This window comes from uncultured Parolsenella sp. (assembly GCF_958346945.1).
Lineage (GTDB): Bacteria > Actinomycetota > Coriobacteriia > Coriobacteriales > Atopobiaceae > Parolsenella.
This window is the reverse complement of record NZ_CATVTL010000001.1, coordinates 15,230-35,803: the sequence shown is the minus strand read 5'-3', so window position 1 is coordinate 35,803 and position 20,574 is coordinate 15,230. Positions and strand designations below refer to the sequence as shown.

The 20,574-nt window shown below is 61.5% G+C and carries 19 protein-coding genes; 12 read left to right on the top strand and 7 right to left on the bottom strand.

Annotation, left to right across the window (positions count from 1 at the left end; genetic code table 11):
* Positions 1-359: 359 nt before the first annotated feature.
* From rpmH to Q3866_RS00120, 8 genes are all read left to right on the top strand, one after another.
* Positions 360-494 (top strand): 50S ribosomal protein L34, encoded by a 135-nt coding sequence (gene rpmH, locus Q3866_RS00155; RefSeq protein WP_293673051.1) that lies wholly within the window; start codon positions 360-362, stop codon positions 492-494.
* An 8-nt stretch (positions 495-502) separates the two neighbouring features.
* The gene (gene rnpA / locus Q3866_RS00150; RefSeq protein ID WP_293673052.1) at positions 503-817 is read left to right on the top strand and encodes a ribonuclease P protein component; all 315 of its coding nucleotides are present in this window, start codon (positions 503-505) and stop codon (positions 815-817) included.
* Between the two features lie 2 nt (positions 818-819).
* A complete protein-coding gene (yidD, locus tag Q3866_RS00145; RefSeq protein ID WP_293824424.1) occupies positions 820-1,062 on the top strand; it encodes a membrane protein insertion efficiency factor YidD in 243 nt (80 codons plus the stop codon).
* Positions 1,063-1,087: 25 nt separating this feature from the next.
* On the top strand, positions 1,088-1,846 hold the full coding sequence (locus Q3866_RS00140; protein WP_301828713.1) for a YidC/Oxa1 family membrane protein insertase: 759 nt from the start codon (positions 1,088-1,090) through the stop codon (positions 1,844-1,846).
* An 81-nt stretch (positions 1,847-1,927) separates the two neighbouring features.
* Positions 1,928-2,479, top strand: coding sequence for a R3H domain-containing nucleic acid-binding protein (locus Q3866_RS00135; RefSeq protein ID WP_301828711.1), 552 nt, complete (start codon positions 1,928-1,930; stop codon positions 2,477-2,479).
* 756 nt (positions 2,480-3,235) lie between these two features.
* Positions 3,236-3,991, top strand: a complete 756-nt coding sequence (gene rsmG, locus Q3866_RS00130; RefSeq protein WP_301828709.1) for a 16S rRNA (guanine(527)-N(7))-methyltransferase RsmG — start codon at positions 3,236-3,238, stop codon at positions 3,989-3,991.
* A gap of 49 nt (positions 3,992-4,040) precedes the next feature.
* Positions 4,041-4,841 (top strand): ParA family protein, encoded by an 801-nt coding sequence (locus tag Q3866_RS00125; protein WP_293824431.1) that lies wholly within the window; start codon positions 4,041-4,043, stop codon positions 4,839-4,841.
* A complete protein-coding gene (locus tag Q3866_RS00120) occupies positions 4,834-5,715 on the top strand; it encodes a ParB/RepB/Spo0J family partition protein (protein ID WP_301828706.1) in 882 nt (293 codons plus the stop codon). Before Q3866_RS00125 ends, Q3866_RS00120 begins: the two co-directional genes overlap by 8 nt.
* A gap of 317 nt (positions 5,716-6,032) precedes the next feature.
* Here the strand turns inward: Q3866_RS00120 and rlmN are convergent, their stop codons facing one another.
* Positions 6,033-7,091, bottom strand: coding sequence for a 23S rRNA (adenine(2503)-C(2))-methyltransferase RlmN (gene rlmN, locus Q3866_RS00115; protein ID WP_301828704.1), 1,059 nt, complete (start codon positions 7,089-7,091; stop codon positions 6,033-6,035).
* A 120-nt stretch (positions 7,092-7,211) separates the two neighbouring features.
* Here rlmN and Q3866_RS00110 point away from each other — a divergent pair, with 120 nt between their 5' ends.
* Positions 7,212-8,171, top strand: a complete 960-nt coding sequence (locus tag Q3866_RS00110; protein ID WP_301828702.1) for a D-alanine--D-alanine ligase — start codon at positions 7,212-7,214, stop codon at positions 8,169-8,171.
* 84 nt (positions 8,172-8,255) lie between these two features.
* On the top strand, positions 8,256-11,228 hold the full coding sequence (locus tag Q3866_RS00105) for a helicase C-terminal domain-containing protein (protein WP_301828700.1): 2,973 nt from the start codon (positions 8,256-8,258) through the stop codon (positions 11,226-11,228).
* A 99-nt stretch (positions 11,229-11,327) separates the two neighbouring features.
* Here Q3866_RS00105 and Q3866_RS00100 read toward each other — a convergent pair whose 3' ends face one another.
* A complete protein-coding gene (locus Q3866_RS00100) occupies positions 11,328-12,437 on the bottom strand; it encodes a WYL domain-containing protein (RefSeq protein ID WP_301828698.1) in 1,110 nt (369 codons plus the stop codon).
* Positions 12,434-13,474: a YafY family protein gene (locus tag Q3866_RS00095; RefSeq protein WP_301828696.1), complete on the bottom strand. Its 1,041-nt coding sequence runs from the start codon at positions 13,472-13,474 to the stop codon at positions 12,434-12,436. Before Q3866_RS00095 ends, Q3866_RS00100 begins: the two co-directional genes overlap by 4 nt.
* A gap of 292 nt (positions 13,475-13,766) precedes the next feature.
* Here Q3866_RS00095 and Q3866_RS00090 point away from each other — a divergent pair, with 292 nt between their 5' ends.
* Both Q3866_RS00090 and Q3866_RS00085 read left to right on the top strand, forming a co-directional pair.
* Positions 13,767-14,741 (top strand): hypothetical protein, encoded by a 975-nt coding sequence (locus Q3866_RS00090; RefSeq protein WP_301828695.1) that lies wholly within the window; start codon positions 13,767-13,769, stop codon positions 14,739-14,741.
* A gap of 155 nt (positions 14,742-14,896) precedes the next feature.
* The gene (locus Q3866_RS00085; RefSeq protein ID WP_301828692.1) at positions 14,897-17,506 is read left to right on the top strand and encodes a M28 family peptidase; all 2,610 of its coding nucleotides are present in this window, start codon (positions 14,897-14,899) and stop codon (positions 17,504-17,506) included.
* Here the strand turns inward: Q3866_RS00085 and Q3866_RS00080 are convergent.
* The 4 genes from Q3866_RS00080 to Q3866_RS00070 are packed head-to-tail and all read right to left on the bottom strand — an operon-like array spanning position 17,503 to position 20,537.
* Complete coding sequence (locus Q3866_RS00080; protein WP_301828691.1) at positions 17,503-18,216, bottom strand: class B sortase; 714 nt, start codon at positions 18,214-18,216, stop codon at positions 17,503-17,505. The two genes, Q3866_RS00085 and Q3866_RS00080, sit on opposite strands and share 4 nt — an antisense overlap.
* Before the next feature lie 53 nt (positions 18,217-18,269).
* On the bottom strand, positions 18,270-19,601 hold the full coding sequence (locus Q3866_RS00075; RefSeq protein WP_301828690.1) for a hypothetical protein: 1,332 nt from the start codon (positions 19,599-19,601) through the stop codon (positions 18,270-18,272).
* The gene (locus Q3866_RS07780; protein ID WP_367881356.1) at positions 19,591-19,863 is read right to left on the bottom strand and encodes an LPXTG cell wall anchor domain-containing protein; all 273 of its coding nucleotides are present in this window, start codon (positions 19,861-19,863) and stop codon (positions 19,591-19,593) included. The genes Q3866_RS00075 and Q3866_RS07780 overlap by 11 nt, the downstream gene beginning before the upstream one ends.
* Positions 19,860-20,537 (bottom strand): hypothetical protein, encoded by a 678-nt coding sequence (locus Q3866_RS00070; protein ID WP_301828688.1) that lies wholly within the window; start codon positions 20,535-20,537, stop codon positions 19,860-19,862. Before Q3866_RS00070 ends, Q3866_RS07780 begins: the two co-directional genes overlap by 4 nt.
* Between the last annotated feature and the right edge of the window lie 37 nt (positions 20,538-20,574).

Genomic DNA, 20,574 nt, shown 5'->3' with positions numbered 1-20,574 from the left:
GTGTGCAAGCGAATGAAAAGATAGCCGAGAAGAACAGAAAATTTCACTTCTGAGCTGAGATTTTCCATCAGCGGTGAAAAGTTATCGCCATGTTTTCTTCTCTTGATGAAAGATGTTGGAAAGTTGGGCAAGTTGTGGCATCTTTTCACCAGCGGCCGGCGCAACCTGTTGTGGTTGTTGACATCTTGGTGCCCCTCGCTTGTGGTCGAAGGCCTCTGAGGGATGTTTTCACGAGCCGCTCATGCAAGTTGACCTCGTGAAAAAGTCAATAATCAACTTGACCTCGGTTATCTCAGACCCCTACAATCTTGGGGCTTGACTGCTTACGCAGTGATCTGTGTCACTCAGGAGGATTTGCTATGAAGCGTACGTACCAGCCCAATAAGAGGAAGCGCGCCAAGTGCCACGGCTTCCGTGCTCGCATGGCCACCAAGAACGGCCGCGCCGTTCTCGCCCGTCGTCGCGCCAAGGGCCGCAAGAAGCTCACCGTCTAGGAATGCCCATGGAGACCATCAAGTCCAAGCAGGATTTTGAGAAGGTCTTTCGGGGTGGAAAGCGGCTCAACCACCGGCTCGTGAGGCTCACCGTCATGGAGAGCGAGCAGGAGGGTCGGAGCCGCGTCGCCTTTGTTTGTGCCAAGAGGCTCGGCAACGCCGTGTGTCGCAACCGGTGCAAGCGTGTGCTTCGAGCCGCGGCTCAGCAGGTAGGCTTTCCGCTCGACGGGTACGAGGTAATTCTCTTCTCGACTCCGGCAACGCGAGCTGCCTCCTCAACCGAGGTGGCAGCCGCCTTGGCGAAGCTTGTGGAGCGAATTTAGGTATGAGCAAAACGGGGGAAGGCAGGCCGAGTGTTCTCGCACGACCCCTCATCTTCTTGGTGAGGGTGTATCGGCGGTTCATCTCGCCTGTTCTCCCCCCTTGCTGCATTTACACACCAACCTGTTCTGAGTACGCCATAGAGGCACTTTCTCGATATGGCGCACTCAGAGGTGGTTGGCTTGCTCTGACGAGGGTCGTCAGATGCAATCCACGCCATAAGGGAGGCTATGATCCCGTCCCCTAGGGGCGGGCAACCGGAGGTACTGTCCATGTGGGATGGGATTATCTACATCATTGCCCGGATCCTCACGTTTCTCGCTAACGTCGTAGGAGACTGGGGCCTGGCCGTCATCGTCCTGACCGCCATCATTCGTATTCTGCTGACGCCGCTCACCGTGAGCTCGACGCGTTCGACCGCCAAGATGCAGGTGCTCCAGCCCAAGCTCATGGAGCTTCAGGAGCGCTACGCCGACGATCCCCAGCGTCTCAACGAGGAGATGCAGAAGTTCTACAGCGAGAACAAGTTCAACCCGCTGGGAGGCTGCCTGCCCACCCTCATCCAGATGCCCGTCTTCTTTGCACTGTTCTCGGTCCTGCGCTATCAGATTCCCGAGGGCGCCCACTTCTATGGCATTTTCGAGTCGCTCGCCGTCACCACCAACGACGCGGTGACGCAGCTCGGCTTCCTGGGCGCTTGGGTCTACGTGCTGTTCGTGCTTGCCTTTGGCGTGCTCACGCTCGTCCCGATGCTGCTCAACACCCAGCCCGATTCCCCGCAGGCCAGCCAGACCAAGATCATGGGTGTGGTCATGGCCCTCATGATGATCTGGTTCGGCTGGAACGTGCCCGTGGGTGTCGTTCTGTACTACGTCACGTCCTCTGCCTGGGGCGTCGTGCAGCAGGTTTTCATCACCCGCAAGGTCATGGAGAAGGCCAAGGCCGACGAGGCTGAGCGCATGGCCAACCAGCCCATCACGGTTGACGTCGTGCGCAAGCAGCACAAGCCGCGTCCCCACAAGAAGGGCTAGCGGATCCGCTGACACTACGTAATTCCATGTCGCGCGCCCTCTCAATAGAAGGTGCGCGACATTGTCTATCTGGAGGTTGCCATGAGTGAGGAAATGCAGGAGAAGGGCGCTGAGTTCGAGGCCATCAAGGCCGCCTTTGAGGAGAAGGGCGAGCTTGAGGACGAGCAGCTCGACGTCGTGGCCGACGTTGCCATTGATATTCTGCGCTCCCTGCTCGCCTGCTTTGGCGAGAACACCTGTTCGATTGATGAGTATGATGGCGACGAGGGCGAGCTCATCCTCGACGTGAGCGGCGGCGACCTTGCCATCCTCATTGGTCGTCACGGTGTCACCCTCGATGCCCTGCAGGTTGTCTTTACCTCGCTTCTCAACAAGCGCATCGGCTTCCACTATCCCATCGTCGTCGACATCGAGGGCTATAAGAGCCGTCGCAGGGACAAGGTCCAGGGCATGGCTCGCTCCAGCGCCCAGAAGGCCGTGAAGTCTGGCCGCGCTATGCGCCTTGCCCCTATGAATGCCTATGAGCGCCGTCTGGTTCACCTTGCCCTGAGGGACTCCGTTGAGGTGACGACTCACTCTGAGGGCACCGATCCCGAGCGCTATGTTGTCATTACTCCGGTTAAGGGCAAATAATCTGCGCGCGGCGCCGTTTGCGTAGTTCTGCGCTGGGCTTAGAACTCGGTGTTTTACTGGGAGGCCTTCGGGCCTCCTTTTTTGTGTGCCAGCTGATACGGCTTGCGGTGGCTCTTTTGTGTCAGAGATATACCGCGTCTGTTTCATGTGAATCGATAGCCGTTTGGGCACATCTTTGTTGTTGCGTGTGCGGTGTAGTTTGTTCAAGCTGCTGCGCGTCTTGAGATTTGATAGATGGGACGAGTCTTTGGTTGGGGCTGCCCTCGATACTTGGTTGCCGTATCTGGTATCTAATCAGTTCCGCTTGATAGCTATGAGGTTATTCTGGCCCCCTGTCTTCCAGTGAGCTACACACCTTACACGAGTCTTCCTATAGCTCTCTCAATGTCTCAAATGGCTATGACTGCTTTGGTGGCTTGATGATTTCTCTATGTTTCTGGCTTTGGGCCATGCCGGAAGTGAACGCTAGGTTTGGCTCGATATGTATCTGGTCTCTAGTGGGCTTTAGGACCTAGTTAATCTGGCCATTTCCAAGCTTTGTAATTCTCCGAGCATTTCCAGCTTGGTGACCCTACTTCAAGTAGACTAGAAGCATTCGCAGCTCAATCACACTCAGACATAAGTTCCTGACAAGAGTTCCCGTCTCGGGAAGTTTTGTCAAAGTGATTGGGTAGCTTCATGACTCTAAGTCAAAGAGAGTTTAACGAACTAAATTCGAGCCTCTCAGAGGCTCTCTGTGACACGAAAACAACTTTCGTGACTAATTCCACCTATACTGTTAAAGATGCCATTAGAACGCTTCAGGAGCTGTCTGACAGCTATTCACTCAATTTGACCAATTCTCAGATTGAAATGGTTGTTGCAGATCTCTATCTCATGTATAAGAAGAATGAGGTCGTTAACCTTACAAGCATTCGATCGATGCCTGATGGTCTTATCCTCCATGCTTTTGATTCACTTCTGTTTGCAAAGGTTATCTCTGAGGCCATCGGTCTTAACCAACGAGCTCGTTTCCTTGATATGGGTACCGGTGGTGGCTTTCCTGGTATTCCTCTTGCTTGCGTCAGTGAGTTTGACATTGACTTACTTGACTCTGTTGGCAAAAAGGTCAACGCATGCAATGAGTTTGTTGACGAGCTTGGTATGTCTGACAGGGTTTCTGCTTATCATGGGCGTCTCGAAGAATTCGTTAAGACTTCTGGTCGCATCTATGATGGTGTGACTGCGCGTGCTCTAGCAAAGCTCGACATTCTGATTGAATATGCTGAGCCCTACGTTAAGAAGGGTGGTTATCTTTTCTTTGGAAAGGCGAATCCTGAGCACGAAGAGCTTGCTGATGCATCTAAGGTTGCACAGATGTGCGGTTTTGAGAATGTTTCACGTGAAACATTCGAACTTCCAAATGATTTGGGACATAGAGAGATCTTTGTATATAAGAAGGATAAGAAGAGTAGAGTAAAGCTACCAAGAAATAACGGCGAGGCTCGAAATCATCCACTGGCTAATCGATGAGTGTTTCACGTGAAACAGTGGACCAAATCGACTGGTAGATTGGAAAGTAATGGGTTATAAGGACGTAAAACGCAGCAATCCCACGAAGCCTACCAAGGTTCTGGCGATTATCAACCAAAAAGGTGGCGTCGGAAAGTCGACAACTGCAATTAACCTATCTGCAGCTCTTGGAGAAGAGCGCAAGAAGTGCCTTGTTATCGATTTTGACCCTCAGGGAAACACAACAAGTGGCTATGGTATCGATAAGGATGAGCTCGATCACGACATTTATGATGCTCTTCTCGACGGTTATCCAATCAGTGACCTCATTGTCGACACTCCAGAACCTCGTGTGTTTGTTGTTCCTGCAACTATTCAACTTGCGGGTGCGGAAATTGAGCTTGTGAGCAAGATTGCACGCGAAAGCATCCTCAAGAATCTCATTGATGAGGTTAAGGATGAGTTCGATTACGTTTTCATCGACTGTCCTCCCTCACTTGGCCTTCTGACGATTAACGCTCTATGTGCAGCAAGCGGCTTGCTAATTCCGATTCAGTGCGAGTACTACGCACTCGAAGGCGTAACGAAACTTCTTGAATCGATGAAGCTCGTTAAGTCGAGTCTGAATAGGGATCTTGACGTCTTTGGCGTGCTCATGACAATGTATGACAAGCGCACTACGCTTTCTAACGAGGTTGTTGAAGAAGTTAAGAAGTACTTTGGCAACAAGATGTTCAAGACTCTGATTCCTCGAAGCATCAAGATTTCTGAGGCTCCAAGCCATGGTCTGCCGATTGCAATGTACTCTGCAACGAATAAGGGTGCCATTGCCTACCGTGGACTTGCTAGAGAGGTGATTCGTCGTGGCTAAGCGTGGTGGACTTGGAAGAGGCCTCGATGCCCTGATTAGCGAAGCCAATGCTGAGACTGGCAGCGAACCGGAGGCAACGCTTCCAATCGAAAAGATTGTTCGCAACCCTGGTCAGCCCCGCAAGAACTTTGACGAGGACGCGCTTGCAGAGCTTGCTGACTCGATAAAGCAGAATGGTGTACTTCAGCCAATTCTTGTTCGCAAGAAGGGCAACAAGTACGAGATTGTTGCAGGCGAACGTCGCTACCAGGCTAGCAAGCTGGCAGGACTCAAGGAGATTCCTGCAGTTGTTCGTGAAATCAATGATGACGAGGTGTTTCAGCTTGCCCTCATTGAGAACCTGCAACGTGCAGACCTATCTCCCATTGAAGAGGCAAAGGGTTATAAGCAACTTCTTGAGTCTCAGGGGTTGACCCAAGAGGGTCTTGCCAAGATTCTTTCGAAGTCTCGTTCTGCAATCGCAAACACGTTGAGACTCATGGATCTTCCCGCTGAGGTTCAAGACATGATGGAGCAGGGCCTGCTGACTGCTGGTCACGCTCGCGCCATCCTTGCCGTGCCAACCGAGGAAGGTCGAATCAAGCTTGCCCAGAAGGTTATCACGGAGAGCTTGACGGTGAGGCAGACAGAACATCTTGCTCCGCTCTTTTCTGTCGAGCGCGCCGAGGTAAAGCCTCGCCAGGCAGCTCCTCAGTCTTTTAAGCGCGCTGCCCGAGAGCTTAGGCGCATGCTTGATACCAACGTTAAGGTCAAGCAGGTTCGCGGCAAGAACAAGATCGAGATTGAGTTCAAGGATGAGGACCAGCTAGCGAGGATCCTGGCTCAGATTCAGCCGGGAGCTGAGGTTGAGGAAGAGGACGAGACGTGGGAGTAGCAACCCGAGCTCTGAGAAGCCTCGCTGTTGTCTCGGCAGGCTGCTCACTTGTCTGGAAGGTTCTGCTTGATGAGCGCGCGCGTGATAGTGTGCGTCAAGCAGGACGCGTTACGTCTGACCTCGCCCTGTATCTCTTGAGGGACTATATGGAGCCCACCTCGCAATACTCGAGTGAGCAGGCTGCAAGAGAAAATAGGGAATGGGTAGACCAGCAGTGGAAGAACATAGGCTTCTAGCTGTGGAAACATATAATAGAAGAGGGGAGTAGCGAACATGGGTTCGCTACTCCCCTCTTTACGTATGTCTGAGACTCGTGCTTACTCGACGCGGTGCTTCTGAGAGAGTTGGCCGCAGGCGGCATCGATGTCGTTGCCGCGCGAGTTGCGGATTGTGGCCTCGACGCCAACCTGAGCAAGGCGACGCACAAACTGCTCGGCACGCTCGGCGGTGGAGGGCTTGAGCTTAGAGCCCTCGAGGTCGTTGAGCTGGATGAGGTTCACATGGGCAAGCGTGCCACGTGTGAAGTTACACAGGGCGTCAAGCTCGAGGTTGTTGTCGTTGACTCCCCCGATGAGGGCGTACTCGTAGGTCGGCCGGCGGCCGGTGGCCTCGACGTACTCGGCCATGGCGTCATGCAGCCTTGCGAGGGTGTACTTCTTGACGCCCGGCATGATGGTGTTGCGCGTCGACTGGACGGCGGAATGCAGCGAGACGGCCAGCGTGAACTGCTCGGGCTCCTTGGCAAAGCGGCGAATCATGGGAATGATGCCGCAGGTAGATACCGTGAGGTGGCGTGCGCCAATGCCGGCGCCCTCGGGAGAGTTGAGCATGCGCAGGGCCTTAAGCACCTCGTCGTAGTTGTTGAACGGCTCGCCCTGGCCCATCATGACAACGGAGGAGGCGCGGGTCTGGAAGTCCTCGCTCACGTGCATGACCTGGTCGTAGATCTCGGTTGCCTTGAGGGAGCGGGAGAAGCCGCCCTGGCCCGTGGCGCAGAAGACGCAGCCCATGCGGCAGCCCGCCTGGGTGGAGACGCAGACGGCGAGGCGGTTGCGGTTGGGCATGCCAACGCACTCGGCCTGGGTGCCGTCATCATAGCCGAGCAGGTACTTGCGGCTACCGTCGTTGGAGATCTGGCGGGCAACCTCGACCGTTCCGCCAAGGGTGCAGCGCTCGGCAAGGTCGGCGCGCAGCTTGGCAGGGACGTTGGTCATGTCCTGGAAGTCGGTGACGTGGTGCTTCCACACCCAATCCTCGAGCTGCTTCGCGCGGAACTTGGGGTAGCCAAGCCCCTCGAGGAGCTCGACGAGCTGCTCATGGGAAACGTTGCGAAGGTCGACCTTGGACTTGCTGGAGTCGATATCATAAAGGGGCATGTCGCGGCCTTTCTGGCGTGACGTTAGTGAGGCAATGCACGAAATCGTGCAGCAACGAGTGTATCGCAGCATCTTCCTCGAGTTTTAGAGGCGGTGTGTCGATGCGGAATGGAGCACCACATGGAGGGTATCGAAAGCAAGAAGGTCGCAGTTCTGTGTGGTGGCTGGTCTGACGAGCGCGAGGTGTCCATCTCCAGCGGCACGGCGAGTGCCCAGGCCCTGCGCGAGGCGGGCTTTGCGCAGGTCGATCTGCTCGACATCGCCGACAAGGACTTCGTGCACAACATCGCCGACAGAGGCTATGACGTTGCCTTCGTGGCTCTGCACGGCCGCTATGGCGAGGACGGCTGCGTGCAGGGCTTCCTCGAACTTCTCGGAATACCGTACACGTGTTCTGGTGTGCTTGCGAGCGCCCTTGCCACCGACAAGGCCATGGCCAAGGACATCTACCGCGAGCACGGCATCCCCACCCCAAAGGAGGTCTGTCTGCTCAGGGGCGACGAGTACGACGTCGTTGACCTGGTGGGGCGCGTTGGCCTGCCGTGCTTTGTGAAGCCGGTGTCGAGCGGATCGTCCTATGGCATCACGCACGTGAAGGAGGCCTCTGAGCTCGCCGATGCCATCGAGGAGGCTTTCAAGTTCGACACGAGGATTCTCGTCGAGGCCGCCGTGGTGGGCACCGAGATCACGGTGCCGGTGCTGGGCAACGAGCGCACGCAGGCGCTCGAGGCCATCGAGGTGCGCTATGAGACCGAGTTCTACGACCTGAGCGTCAAGTACGACGACCCGTCGAAGCACCACGTGACCCCCCCCGAGCTGCCCGAGGACGTCGTCGAGCGCGCCAAGGAGCTTGCCTGCAGGGCCCACCAGGCGCTGGGCTGCTCGGGTGCCTCGCGTAGCGACTTCATGGTCGATGCGGACGGCATTCCCTACATCATCGAGACGAACGTGATTCCGGGCATGACGCCACAGTCGCTGCTGCCGGACGCCGCCCGTCGCATGGGTCTGGGATTTCCGGAGCTTTGCCGCAAGCTCATTGAGCTCGCACTCGAGCGCGGTGCCCGCACGACCCAGAACTAGCTTTGGCCAGGCGCGGGCTTGCCGCGGACTCAGCTCCGCAACATGGGTCCGTCCCTCGCCATGTCGATAGAGAGTGAGAAGCATTTGTCAGATTCCATCGAGAAGGCCACGCAGCCACGCGACCTGCTGGGCGAGATCTTGCTGCCCGACACGCCCAAGGAGGTCGAGGCTGGCTACCGCACGCTGGCCGAGCGCGCTCGCACGCAGGACTTTGGCCTGATAGAGGACGATGTCGTGGTGCTCGACACCGAGACGACGGGTCTGTCGTTCTCCGAGTGCCAACTGACCGAGATTGCCGCCGCCCGCCTGCGCGGCCGCAAGATCGTCGACACGTTCCGCACGTTCGTGAACCCGGGGCAGCCAATCCCAAAGAACATCCAGGCGCTCACGCACATCACCGACCTCGACGTGGCGGACGCGCCCGCGCCCCGCGAGGCCGTGGCCCAGCTTGCCGAGTTCGTGGGCGGTGCCCCGGTGCTTGCCCACAACGCGACCTTTGACCGCACCTTTATCGAGCGCGTTCCCGGGGGGCATGAGGTCAGCGACCTGTGGGTCGACACCCTGGCCCTCTCGCGCATCGCGCTGCCGCGCCTTGCGACCCACAAGCTGCAGGACATGGCCGAGGCCTTTGGTTGCGCCAGCGTCTCGCACCGCGCCCTCGATGACGTCGAGGCGCTGGCGGGCATGTGGCGCATCATCCTGTGTGCCCTCACCGACTTGCCGCGCGGCCTTCTCGCCACGCTCTCCAACATGCATCCCGAGGTGGAGTGGGCCTATCGCCCTATCTTGTCGTTCCTGGCGCTCGAGGACCCCGATGCGGAGTTCTCGCTGGTTGCCGCCCGTCACAAGCTCGTGGCCTCCGCTCCCGCCCAGGCCCGCGCCGACGTCGATAACCTCGAGGTCATGCCCCATGCCCCGAGTGCCGAGAAGATCGCCCGCGCCTTTGGGCCCTCGGGCGTGGTGAGCAAGATGTATGAGAGCTTTGAGCCGCGCCCGAGCCAGGCCGACATGGCCCAGGAGGTGCGCGAGGCGATCGAGACCCAGACGTTTCGCGCGATCGAGGCGGGGACGGGCGTGGGCAAGTCGATGGCCTACCTGCTGCCGCTTGCGATCTATGCCAAGCTCAACAACGTCACCTGCGGCGTTGCCACCAAGACCAACGCACTCACCGACCAACTCGTGACTCACGAGCTGCCCGCGCTCGCCGCCGCCCTTCCCGAGGGCATCACCTACACCTGCCTCAAGGGATACGACCACTATCCCTGTCTCAACCGCCTGAACCGCGCCGTTACGGCAGACCTTCCCATCGAGGAGGCCATGACCAACGGCCGCTCGCGCAACGTCGTTGCCGCCGACATGCTGACGGCCATCGCCGTAACCTATGCCTACGTGTGCCAGTCCGTCGAGGGCGACATCGATGCCCTGGGCATTCGATGGGGGAGCGTGCCGCGCCGCCTGCTAACCACGACCTACAAGGACTGTAAGCGCCGTGACTGCCCGTTCTTCCCCAACCTCTGCCTGCTCCACGGCGCGCGCCGCCGCGCTGCCGCGGCAGACGTCGTGGTGACGAACCACTCACTGCTGCTCAAGAACGTCGAGGCAGACGGCATGGTGCTTCCGCCCATCCGCAACTGGATCATCGACGAGGCCCACTCGTTCGAGGGCGAGGCGCGTCGCCAGTGGGCGCGCGAGGTCTCCGCCGAGCGTGTGCGCCTGCTGTTCGAGCAGCTCGGCGGCTCAAAGACGGGTGCCATTGGTACGGCGCTCTCGTTTGCCTCGTCCCACGAGGCGGCAACGCCCGCGATGGGGCTGCTGTCTAAGGCCGCGAGCTCGGCAAGCTCGGCCATGGTGTCCTCGGCAGACTTCTTCGACGAGGTGCGAAAGCTCTCGAACCTGGCCTCGCGTGGCGGCTACGACATGGCGACGCTATGGCTGGGCCAGGACGTCCGCGCAAGCGACGAGTGGGCCAACGTGGTGCAGGCCGCGGGTGAGTTCGTGCGCAGGCTCGATGGCGCGCGCCACGACCTCGAGGGCGCGGGCAAGATCATATCGGGGCTTACCTCGAGCGAGGACAACCCGGCCAACCCCGTGGCCGCCCAGATTGACGACGCCGTACGCGAGCTGCGCGACTTCATTGCCTCCGCGGAAGTCATCACCGATGCCACCGACGACTCCTACGTCTTCTATGCCGAGCTGCCCATGACGCAGCGCCGCGTGGGTAGCGAGCGTCTGGTGGCCGAGAAGCTCGACATTGGCGCCGAGCTTGCCAACCGCTGGTACCCCGAGATGCGCAGCGTCACGTTCACCTCGGCCACGATGAGCGTCGACGGCAACTTTGCCCACTTCAACGACGCCACGGGCCTCTCGCGCCTTGACGCGTCGCAGCACCGAGAGGTTTCGCTGCCCTCGTGCTACGACTTCGACCGCAACATGAGCGTCGTGGCCGTGAGGGACCTGCCCGATCCGCGCGAGCGCGGCTACCTCGACGCCCTCGTCGAACTGCTGTTTGACGTGCACGTATCGATGGGCGGCTCGGTGCTCACGCTGTTCACCAACCGCCGCGAGATGGAGATGGCATATTCCAAGCTCGAGCCAAGGCTTGCCGAGCGCGGCCTCTCGGTTGCCATGCAAGAGAGGGGCTCCTCCGTGCGCCGCCTGAGCAAGCGCTTCATCGAGGACCAAAGCCTGTCGCTCATGGCGCTCAAGTCGTTCTGGGAGGGCTTCGACGCGTCGGGCGATACGCTGCGCTGCGTGGTGATTCCCAAGCTGCCGTTTGCGAGCCCCAAGGACCCGCTCGTGCAGGAGCGTGGCGAGCGCGACCGCGCCGCGTGGCGCAGGTGGAGCTTGCCCGAGGCGGTGCTGGCCGTCAAGCAGGCGGCGGGACGCCTCATTCGCTCGTCGAGCGACTCGGGCGTGCTCGTGCTTGCCGACAGCCGCGTGAGCTCGAAGGGCTATGGCAAGGTGTTTCTCAAGTCGATGCCCACCTCGAACGTGACGACGCTGGGGACCGACACGATTGGCCGCTACCTCGAGTCTTGGTGCGCGAGCCACAAGTAGACGAGCAGGGCGCCCGGTGCGGATGGTCTCGCACCGGGCGCCCTTGCGTTTGAGTGCTAACTGGTGTTGCGTCCTCGTCTTGCTGGCGGCGGGGCGCGCCTACTTCTCGGTGGCCGGCGCCTTGCGGGCGCGGACCTTCTTCGCTTCCAGCAGGTCGTGCTTGGCGACCTCCTGCATCTCCTCGATAAGCTCCGGGGCCTTCTTGCCGCTCTCGTCGATCTTGATCTTGCCCTGCAGCGAGAGGAGCTGGCGGGGGAGCCAGTCGCCGCGATTGTAGGGAATCTTGACTACCGACAGGCCGTTCTCCTCATGCGAATAGGCTGCGCCGTCAAGCGAGAGGAGGAAGTTGAGCGAGTCGACGTCTGCGGGGTCCAGGTACGTGATGCTCACGTAGTCGTCCTCGTCCCACTCCCAGGGTGCCTGGGAGGCCACGGCCTCCCGATAGTCCGCGTCCCTGCTGCATGAGCCCACAAGCTTGAGGTCGGTGATGCGGCTCAGCTGGTAGGTGCGGTTGTCCCTTGCGTCGCAATCGAAGGCGTCGATGTCCCACTCGCCGTCCTTGAGGCGAATCGTGAGGGGAATGACGAGGCGCGTCGACTTCCGCTTGAAGTCCGCGTCGTTCTCGCCGTCATAGAGGAAGCTGACGGGGAGCTGCCTTACGTGGTTCTCGTCCCTGCCGGGCTTGGCCTTGATGATGGAGTAGGCGCAGTACTTGAGGTAGACGAGCTCGTTGCTCTCGAGAAGGGACTCGTTGTCGGCGGGCTTGAGCTCGAGGTCCTCGGGGTAGAGCGTCTTCTCGATGATTGCGCGGGTCATGTTGGTGCGCGGAACGCCCAGGCGCCAGAAGGCCTCGCTGCACGCCGCGGCCTGCTGCGGGGAGAGGCGAATGCCTCGGGCGCGAGGCCTTCCCTCGTCGTTGATGTGCGAGACGACGCGCTTGTCCGTGTCCGAGTTGATGGTGCTGGTGACGATGTTGATGGGCTTGGAGTTGCCCTCGCCAAGGCTGCTCGTGTTGTCGAGGTTCTCGACGATCTCCTGGATTCGTGCCTTTGCCTTTTCGTAGTTCTCGTTGGGCATGAGCAGCTGGGCGAGGTCGCCATAGCTGGTGACGTAGCCGTTTCGCTGCAGCGTCAGCGCCACCGCGAGGTCCTCGGCGAGGCGATGCTCGCGCGGACGCCCCGGCCCGCGCCTCTTTGGCTTGTTCGTCATGACCGTGCCTCCTCGAGAAGCTCCTCCCACTTGCCCACAAGCTCAGGTGGGTCGAGCGGTATGGCTCCGATGGTGATTGCCCAGCGTGCTGCCCTGTCGATGTCGCGCACGCCGTCGAGTGTGAGCTCTGCGCTGCCGCCCTGGTGGGTCTTGAACGAGTCGCGCTTCTTGATGCGGTCGGGCAGGCTTTCCTTGACGCCGCGCTGGAAGTAGAACGTGACGTTGATTGACCTTCCCTCGCTGTCGCCTGGGCCAATCTCAAAGGGAAGCTTGCGGTACTTGTCGACGCTGAAGTCTGCGGGGATTTCGTAAGTGGGCTCGTCCTCGAGGATGATGGGCTCGCCCTCGACGCGCTCGAGGTTAAAGGTGCGGATGCTGTCGGCCTCGTCCTTCTTGGAGCGTGAGCCAACCACGTAGATGCCGTCCTGGAACGTGAAGAGCCCGTAGACCTTGAGGACGCGCTCGATGGGGGCGTCGTCGGCCTTGGCGCGATACATCATCTTGATGGGTTTGCGCTCGTAGCGCGCCTTGGTGAAGTAGGAGAGGTGCCTGCCGCCCTCAGAGGGAGCCTTCTGCGGGGCAACGCCTCCGGTGCCGCGGCCCGTCCCCAGCGCCAGACGGGCGATGGCAAAGCCGAGGTCGCGCGGGTTGGTGGTCTGTGGGTCGTCGAGAAGGGCGCGCATGAGGGTGGCGTAGATGCAAGCCGCGTCGTCGAGGTTCTTTTCGTACTCCTCGATGATCTTGAGCTTGTCGATGTCCGACTTGGTGAAGCCGCGGGCCAGAAGCTCGTCATCGCTGGGAATGGCCGGCCTCTTGCTGAGGATCTTGTCGCTGCGCGTGCGCTGCTCGTCGAGGTGCCACTTCTTGGCGGTGCCGTCCTGCTCCTCGACTAGGTAGATGCCCTCGCTTGCCAGCTCGTCGCGGTCGCGCTTGAGCGTCTTGTGCAGCGAGGTCTTTGTCACCGAGCCCTTGTAGAAGTGGTCATAGATGTAGTCGGTGTTCAGGGCCGTGCTGCTGTCGAGAAATCTGAAGGCCACACGAGCGCGCGTGATGTCTCGATGTCCGAGTGTCTGCCCCTTTTTTGACGACTGCCTAGCCATGCCGTTCCCCCTGCCTTGAGTGGGCCCGTCTTCATGCTGGTACCATGTGGTGGACGGGTTAGTGTCCCGTCTCTCGTAGATTATGAAGCTTTATGCGCCGCGGCGCTTGCGCGAGGGGACGAATGTGAAAAGAAGCAGGCGTGACGCCGCTCGCGGCTTGCATGATGCCTCCCACCGAGCGGGCTCCTTTGCCCGCCCGCACCGCCGCCGCGCTCGCCCGCGTGGCCGCGTGGCGACTCCCCTTGGCCTGCGCGTCCTCATCGTGGTGCTCGTGGTGGGCGCCCTTGGAGGCGCCGGCTATCTCCTGTGGAGCCACTTCTCGAGCGCCTCAAGGGCAAAAGCCGAGCTTGGCGATGCCATCGATTGCGTTGCCCAGGCCGACGCCGCCATCGTTCCGCTCAACGAGGCCGTCTCGTCCCAGATTGGCGGTGACACCTCCTCCCATGAGGGGCTCTCGGAAAAGATTGACTCCGCGACCTCGCTGCTCACGGAGGCCTCGTCTCACCTCGAACGCGCCCAGGCCCTGGCCGACCATCTCGACGACTCTGGGAGGGAGGTGCTCGACGCCCTCTCTGCATCCATCGAGGCACGCCGTGGGATGATTGGCGCCGGTGAGGTGATCGTGGACGTCGACGACGCGGTCTCGTCTGCGCTGGGGCTGCTTGGTCAGGCGCGGGACAGGCTTGAGAGCGCCGACGAGAAGGCGAAGGCCGCGAGCGACGCCGCAAACGAATACGCCCGGTTCCTCGCGGGGGAGCAGACGCAGATCCAAGATGCCAACGTTGCCGTGTCGCTCGACAACGAGGCAGCGTCACTCATTGCCGAGGCGAGCGACCTTCTTGGCAAGGCAAAGCAAGCATTTGGCGATGCCGACTACGCCGTCTACGAGTCCTATGTTGCCAAGAGGGCCGAGGCTGCTCAGCTTATGCTCGACGCCGACTCGGCCGTGGTCTCGGGCGACTTCGAGCGTGCGGGCCAGCTTGTGAGCCAGTACAACGCCGCTGATGCCGAGGCCGCCACGTTTGCCGCCACATTGCCCGCAAACCTCTCAGACATCTTTGTGGATTCCTACGCCCGTCTTACGTCTGCCGAGCGCCAGAAATATGCGGAGTCTGCGGCCAAGGCCGCCGATGCCGATGCGGTGGTGCGCAAGTATCAGGGCGTGCTCGCCCGTGCGGCAACGAGCGGTGCCGCACGGGCGTAGACGAGCGCTTCGATGCGTTTGGGCGGGGGATAGTCGCTGCCCGCGGCGCTGGTCGTGTGCAGGAGTTGCCCCCGGTCCCGCGAATGTGCGAGGTAGACGTATACTCTCTAGCATGACTGTACCTAGCGGCCAGCCGCTATTTGGAAGGTGAACGGATGAGCATCACGAAGGATTACCTCGAGCGTCTTAATACCGAAGTTGGCATTGCGCCCGCGGGAAGCCAGGAAGAGCTCGATTGCGCCCACAAACTGGCCGATGAGTTCGCAGCTCAGGGCCTTGCCCCTGAGATTCAGGACTTTACTGCCCCGAGCCTGGGCAAACTTCCCTATGGCGCGACCCTCGTGGCGATGTTCCTTGGCATGCTGCTCGTTGGTCTGGGCAACATCGTTGCCACGATCATTGGCCTCGTACTGGTCTTTGGCTCCATCGCGCTGCTGAGCATGGTCCGCAGCGGCAAGGACGTCTTTGGCAAGCTGGGCTCGCGCGCCCACAGCCAGAACGTGGTTGGCTATCGCGAGGCCGAGGTCGAGCCCGAGCTGCGCAACCGCCCCATCGTGATCGTTGCCCATTACGACACGGCGCGCGTTGACCCCCTGGCCAACCCCAAGATTGCGGTTATCAAGAAGTACCTCGCCTCCTACTCGATGTACCTCATGATTGCCGTTGCCGCCTGCACGATCCTGCAGCTGTTCGTCTTCCTTCCCGAGGCCGCCCGCCGCACCTTCTGGATCATTGGCATCATCGCCTCCCTGCCGCTCGTGATCTGGGGCGCGTGCATCGTCGCCAGCCGCTTTACCCCCTACACCTCCGGCGCTGTTGACAACAAGTCTTCCGTGGCCGCCATGCTTGGCGTGCTCGATCGCGTGACGCAGGGCAAGGGTGGCCTCAAGCCTGCTGAGGCCGCCGAGGAACAGGCCGACGAGGCCGAGCAGGAGCCCGCCGAGCCCGAGATGCGCCGCGTCGTCGAGGAGGTCGTGGGCGTTCGCCATGGCGAGCAGGTGATTCGCGAGCTTGGCATTCTTCCCGAGACCTGCTCCATCACCTACATCGAGCCCGAGGTCCGCATGGTCCCCGTGGCAAAGCCTGCTCCCAAGCCCGTGGCGGCACCTGTCTCCGAGCCGGCCGATGAGACACGCTCCTTTGACGTTGCCGCCGATGACGAGCCCGAGCCCCAGGCTGCTCCCGCGGACAATTTCACTCCAGGTGACGTCGACGCCACCCGTGCGGCCGAGCCCGTAGTCGTTCCTTCCGACGAGACGTGCGACCTGGCCGTGCCTGAGCCCACCAAGGACGAGGACGCCCCCGCCTCCGATGACGAGCCCGCTGGTGCCACTCGCCCGATGGAGCCCGTCTCCGCCCCGCGTATCGACACGGAGGACGTTTCTGAGACGGCGCCTGCCGCGAATGTCCAGGCCGACATGAGCCAGCTCGAGGACGGCCAGAACGCCGAGGAGGGTCCCCTCACTGAGACGGATCACTCAGGCCTCTTCACCATGGCCCCCGAGGATGCCAACGACGCCTCCGAGGCTCCCCGTGCCACGCGCCCTGCCCCCGCGGCCATCTCCGACCCCGATTGGGGCAAGAGCTCCTACAAGCCCACGCGCCGGCAGAACGTCTCCAACGTTGCTCGCCGTGCGGCCCTGTTCGATCTGCCCGACCCCAAGAACTCTGGCATTGACGCCCTCGGAGCCTATGCCGCGCCCGCTCAGCAGCAGCTTCCGTCCCGCTCACAGATGGCCCAGCGCCTCGCCGATGCCAGCCAGCAGGCCACCCGCGTGGCTACGGCTCCCGCGCGCCAGCAGGTTCAGCCCACCGCGCCGGATGACATCGAGGTCCTGAGCGCCCCCGCGGCTCCGCAGCCCGCCACTCCCCAGACTGCCAAGGCCTCTGGCCACCGCGGCCTTGGCTTCCTTGGCAGGAAGAACAAGCAGCAGGAGTCGATGTCCGAGTGGCTGGGCGTCGATGACAACTACGATGCCAAGACCTCGGGCGAGAACATCGGCTCGTGGGACAACTTTGGCAACGACAGCCAGGGCGGCCACTGGAAGGGCGGCGCCGCGCTCAACGTGAACCTGCGCAAGCTCAAGGACAAGCTCCCGTCCGTTCCCGGTCGTGGCTCTAGCGACGATGCCGAAAGCGAACAGCCCGTCGAGCAGCAGACCCAGGCTTCCGATGTTGCCCCTGCGTCCGGCCAGCAGGCCGATCAGTCCTACGACCTCTCGTCCTACGAGGGCGTCGAGGCCCCGGCTCCCTCGGAGTTTGTCGCCTCTGCCAACAACCGCGACCTGCGCGATGCCATCCTCGCCATGGGTGACGACGACCTGAAGACCCATGACATCTGGTTCGTTGCCACGGGTGCCTCCAACCTCTGCAACGCCGGTGCCGCCGAGTTCGTGGCCGCCCACCGCAAGGCCCTGCGCGGCGCCATCGTCATCAACCTCGACTGCGTTGGTGCCGGTGACCTCACGATGCTCACCCAAGAGGGCTATGGCACCCCGCGCCGCAGCGACCGTCGCTTTGGCAACGTTCTCCAGTCCGTCGCCGACGACCTGCACATGGCCCTCGGCCAGGCTGCCCGTCCGTGGGCAAACAGCGATGCCACGATGTTCATGCGCCGTCACCTCCGTTCCGTGACCATCATGGGCATGGGCCCCGGCGAGTCGCGCGCCTGCGCCGGTACCGCCGACGACGTTTCCGAGTGCGTGAATCCCGAGCGCGTAGAGGACGTTGCCGCCCTCGTGCTCGAGGCCATCAGGCGCTCCTAGGCGGACGTCCCAACAAATACGAGCAGCGTTCTCTCACGCTGGCCGGCCTGTGATGAGGCACAGGTGGCCAGCGTGAGTGCTTTTGTGGCATGTCGACACAGGTCTTGTGCCCGCGGGCTTGCGGCCGATGCCTCGCCGAGCATGTCCTCGAGCCACGAGCGCAGCTCATCTCGATTCATCGAGAAGCGCTGGATCTGCTCGTATGACTTGTCGACCTTGAGGGCGAAGCAGGGCACGTAGGATTTCGTGTCCGTTCGCGTCTCGAGCGTGGCCGCTCCAAGGGCGTCGAAGACCCCCTGGTCCCAAGCGTTGGCGATGGGAGAGAACTGCAGGTCGGTGGTACCAACCCGATGGCCGTAGATGAGGGCGTGGGTATCTGCGACGCTGCAGCGCCAGTCCAGGTGGGGGCATCCTACCTGTGACGGCTGCCCCCAAAGATCATGGGCGAGGTAGAACCCGGGCTCCTGCTCGGCCCCCTGGGCCACCGGATAGTCGATGGGCGTTCCATCGACGCTGAGCCAGGCGGCCTGGTTGGGGTTGGCCCATTTTTGGGCCTCCTTCTCGGAGCTCCCACCGGCGTCCATGGCGTCGCGGGCATCTCTTGCCTGTTGGTAGCGAAACTCGGAGACGAGGCGAGGACCAATGCTTTGCCCTCCCGCCAGGATGAGAGCAAGGCCCGCGAGAACGTTCGCTCCAAGGAACGCTGCCAAGCCGCGTGGCCCGCGGCGGCCGGGGGCGCGTCCCGGCCGCCGGGGACCTCCTCTCATGATGCTGCCTCAAAGGTGTAGGTGATGGTGCAGAGTTCTTGGGCGTTTCCCGACGCGGCCGCCGCCTCGGCCAGCGCCCGCCACTCGCCCGCGCCCGTCACGTTCGAGACACTGAGCGCAAGCTCCTTGCTGGCAGAGCTACCAATGCGCAGATCGCTGCCGTTCTTGTCGGCCCCGCTCCATTCGTGAACCACCGTGTCGCCGTCTCGCAGCGTGTAGCTTGCGTCGGCTGGCATGCCGCTCGTGGTGATGCTCTGGGCCCTCACAGGTACCACCGACAGGTTCTCGATGGCATAGCCGCTGGGTGCGGCCACCGACCCGTCTGCCAGGATGCGGCAGGGGATGAGCGAGGGCACCCTCACCGAGATGGTTGGCTCGTACGTTGCCGTTATGGTCAGGTCGCTGCCCACGTGGGAGAAGTCACCGTCCCATCCCGAGAAGTGCCATCCATTGTGGCCAGGGACTTCGGGTGCCGTGGCGCCCGATCCCTCGTCGACGACCTGCTCGAAGAGGGTTTCTCCGGTTATGCCGTCGACGAACTTGACCTTCCAGACCTTCTGGAACTTGGCGCGTATGGTGTGGTTGCCGCTCACGTTGGTGAAGGTGTAGTTGCTGCGCGCGCCCACGCTCGTGCCGTCTACCTCGATGTCCCTGATACGCCATCCGTCGTTTGCCGAGACGTTGTACCCCTGTGAGGCGCCAACGCCCACGAGCGTGTTGCCAGCGGGGGAGATGGAGCCGCCCTGCTCGCAACTCGACGAGATGGTGTAGGGGATGTCGATGGTGAAGTCCCAGCCGGCCGAGGTTTCGGAGCTGCCGCGAAAGCCCGTCTCTATCGAGGTGATGCGGTGGCGTCCACCGCCGCGAACGGCGAAGGTCGCCTCGGCCGAGATCGACTCGTTGTGATAGGCCTTGGAGTTCCAGTCCTCGCCGATGAAGGCGCATTGCGTGCCATTGTCATAGATGGTCTTGGTCGTGGTCCAGAAGATGGCTCCGTTGTAGTTGTTGTTCTGCAGGACCGTCTTGACCGTAACCTGCACCGAGCCGTCGCTGTTAGCGTTGGGCGAGATGTAGTACAGGCACGTTTGGATGATTGTCGCCGACGTGCTGCGTTTGACCTCGACCCAGGTGCCCACCGGCGATGACTGGATGGCTATGGCAGATTGCCTGGCAATGGGGCGTTGGCTCTGGGGCGTCGTGACCACGACGTCTTCGCAGAAGTAGTCGATGTCATCTGCCTGTGCGCCTGCCGGAGCCATGACAAGGGCCAGCGCGCAGGCGCCGGACAGCATCCCAAGACCAAGGCGTGCCAGGTGCCTAGTGTGCATCGCGACTCCTTCCCTTCGCTATGCGCCAGGCTACGAGCGCCATTGCGATGAGGGCGAGACCTCCCGCAACGACCCACCAGCCCTGGCTGTCAACACCCGTCTGCGCAAGGGGTATGAAGGGCGCCGGGGGATTGGGCGTCTGCTCCTCGAGCCTGCGTATCGTGACGTCGGTGCTGCCTCCCGCCGCCCACGCCGCGCTGGGCAGAAGGCCGAGAAGCGCGGCGGGAAGCAGTGCGGCTAGGCGTCTTGCCAGGCTTCTCATGACTGCTCACCCGTGGGCGCCTCGGGCGTGGGCTCGTCCTGCGCCACATCGTTTGCCTGGGACTGGGCGTGTGCGCCCGGCGCCAGCGTGAAGGTCACGGTACCGATGTGTACGGGCGAGCTGATGTCCTGCGTGACCCTGCCCACGGTTCCCGAGGTGTAGAGCAGGATGTCGTCGGTCTCGGTACTGTCGCTCTGGTAGGTCATGTTCCACTTGGCATCGGAGATGGCCGTGCCCTCGCCCTTGCTGGCCTCGGCGGCACTTACCTGCGCCCCCTGCGGTCCCAGCACCCAGTCGATGGAGTTGTCGGCGCCGTTGACGTCTGAGGAGTGGGTCCATCCGCTCGACCCCTCGACGCGCACGTTGGTGACCTTGAGGCCAAAGGCTGAGAGGTTCTCGATTCTCGTTGCCTCGGGGCTGGGGCCCGTGAGCGTGCCGTCGCTTGCCGCGACGAAGGGGATGACCGTGGGAACGCGGAAGCGTAGGTTCTCGTTGTCTGCCGTGACGGTGACCTTGGTCGACCCCGTTCTGCCCTGGGTGACCTCCTCGGCAATCGCGGCGCCGGGGCACCCGAGGCTTGCGACGAGCGTAAGGCCGGCCATGACGGCGCCAGCCCTGGCACAGCCCCTGGTCGTGCGTGTTGTCTTCCTGGGGCGATCGCTCTCGTGCAACATGCTGCTCTCCTCTCTGCGTGCGGGCCTCCTTATGAGC

What these genes read in the sequence shown, in the direction of transcription:
- rnpA (WP_293673052.1), top strand. Translation starts at nt 503, where the DNA reads ATGGAGACCATCAAGTCCAAGCAGGATTTTGAGAAGGTCTTTCGGGGT.
- Q3866_RS00075 (WP_301828690.1), bottom strand. Translation starts at nt 19,601, where the DNA reads ATGCACACTAGGCACCTGGCACGCCTTGGTCTTGGGATGCTGTCCGGC.
- yidD (WP_293824424.1), top strand. Translation starts at nt 820, where the DNA reads ATGAGCAAAACGGGGGAAGGCAGGCCGAGTGTTCTCGCACGACCCCTC.
- Q3866_RS07780 (WP_367881356.1), bottom strand. Translation starts at nt 19,863, where the DNA reads ATGAGAAGCCTGGCAAGACGCCTAGCCGCACTGCTTCCCGCCGCGCTT.
- Q3866_RS00085 (WP_301828692.1), top strand. Translation starts at nt 14,897, where the DNA reads ATGAGCATCACGAAGGATTACCTCGAGCGTCTTAATACCGAAGTTGGC.
- Q3866_RS00125 (WP_293824431.1), top strand. Translation starts at nt 4,041, where the DNA reads ATGGGTTATAAGGACGTAAAACGCAGCAATCCCACGAAGCCTACCAAG.
- Q3866_RS00140 (WP_301828713.1), top strand. Translation starts at nt 1,088, where the DNA reads ATGTGGGATGGGATTATCTACATCATTGCCCGGATCCTCACGTTTCTC.
- rpmH (WP_293673051.1), top strand. Translation starts at nt 360, where the DNA reads ATGAAGCGTACGTACCAGCCCAATAAGAGGAAGCGCGCCAAGTGCCAC.
- Q3866_RS00100 (WP_301828698.1), bottom strand. Translation starts at nt 12,437, where the DNA reads ATGACGAACAAGCCAAAGAGGCGCGGGCCGGGGCGTCCGCGCGAGCAT.
- Q3866_RS00070 (WP_301828688.1), bottom strand. Translation starts at nt 20,537, where the DNA reads ATGTTGCACGAGAGCGATCGCCCCAGGAAGACAACACGCACGACCAGG.
- rlmN (WP_301828704.1), bottom strand. Translation starts at nt 7,091, where the DNA reads ATGCCCCTTTATGATATCGACTCCAGCAAGTCCAAGGTCGACCTTCGC.
- Q3866_RS00110 (WP_301828702.1), top strand. Translation starts at nt 7,212, where the DNA reads ATGGAGGGTATCGAAAGCAAGAAGGTCGCAGTTCTGTGTGGTGGCTGG.
- Q3866_RS00135 (WP_301828711.1), top strand. Translation starts at nt 1,928, where the DNA reads ATGAGTGAGGAAATGCAGGAGAAGGGCGCTGAGTTCGAGGCCATCAAG.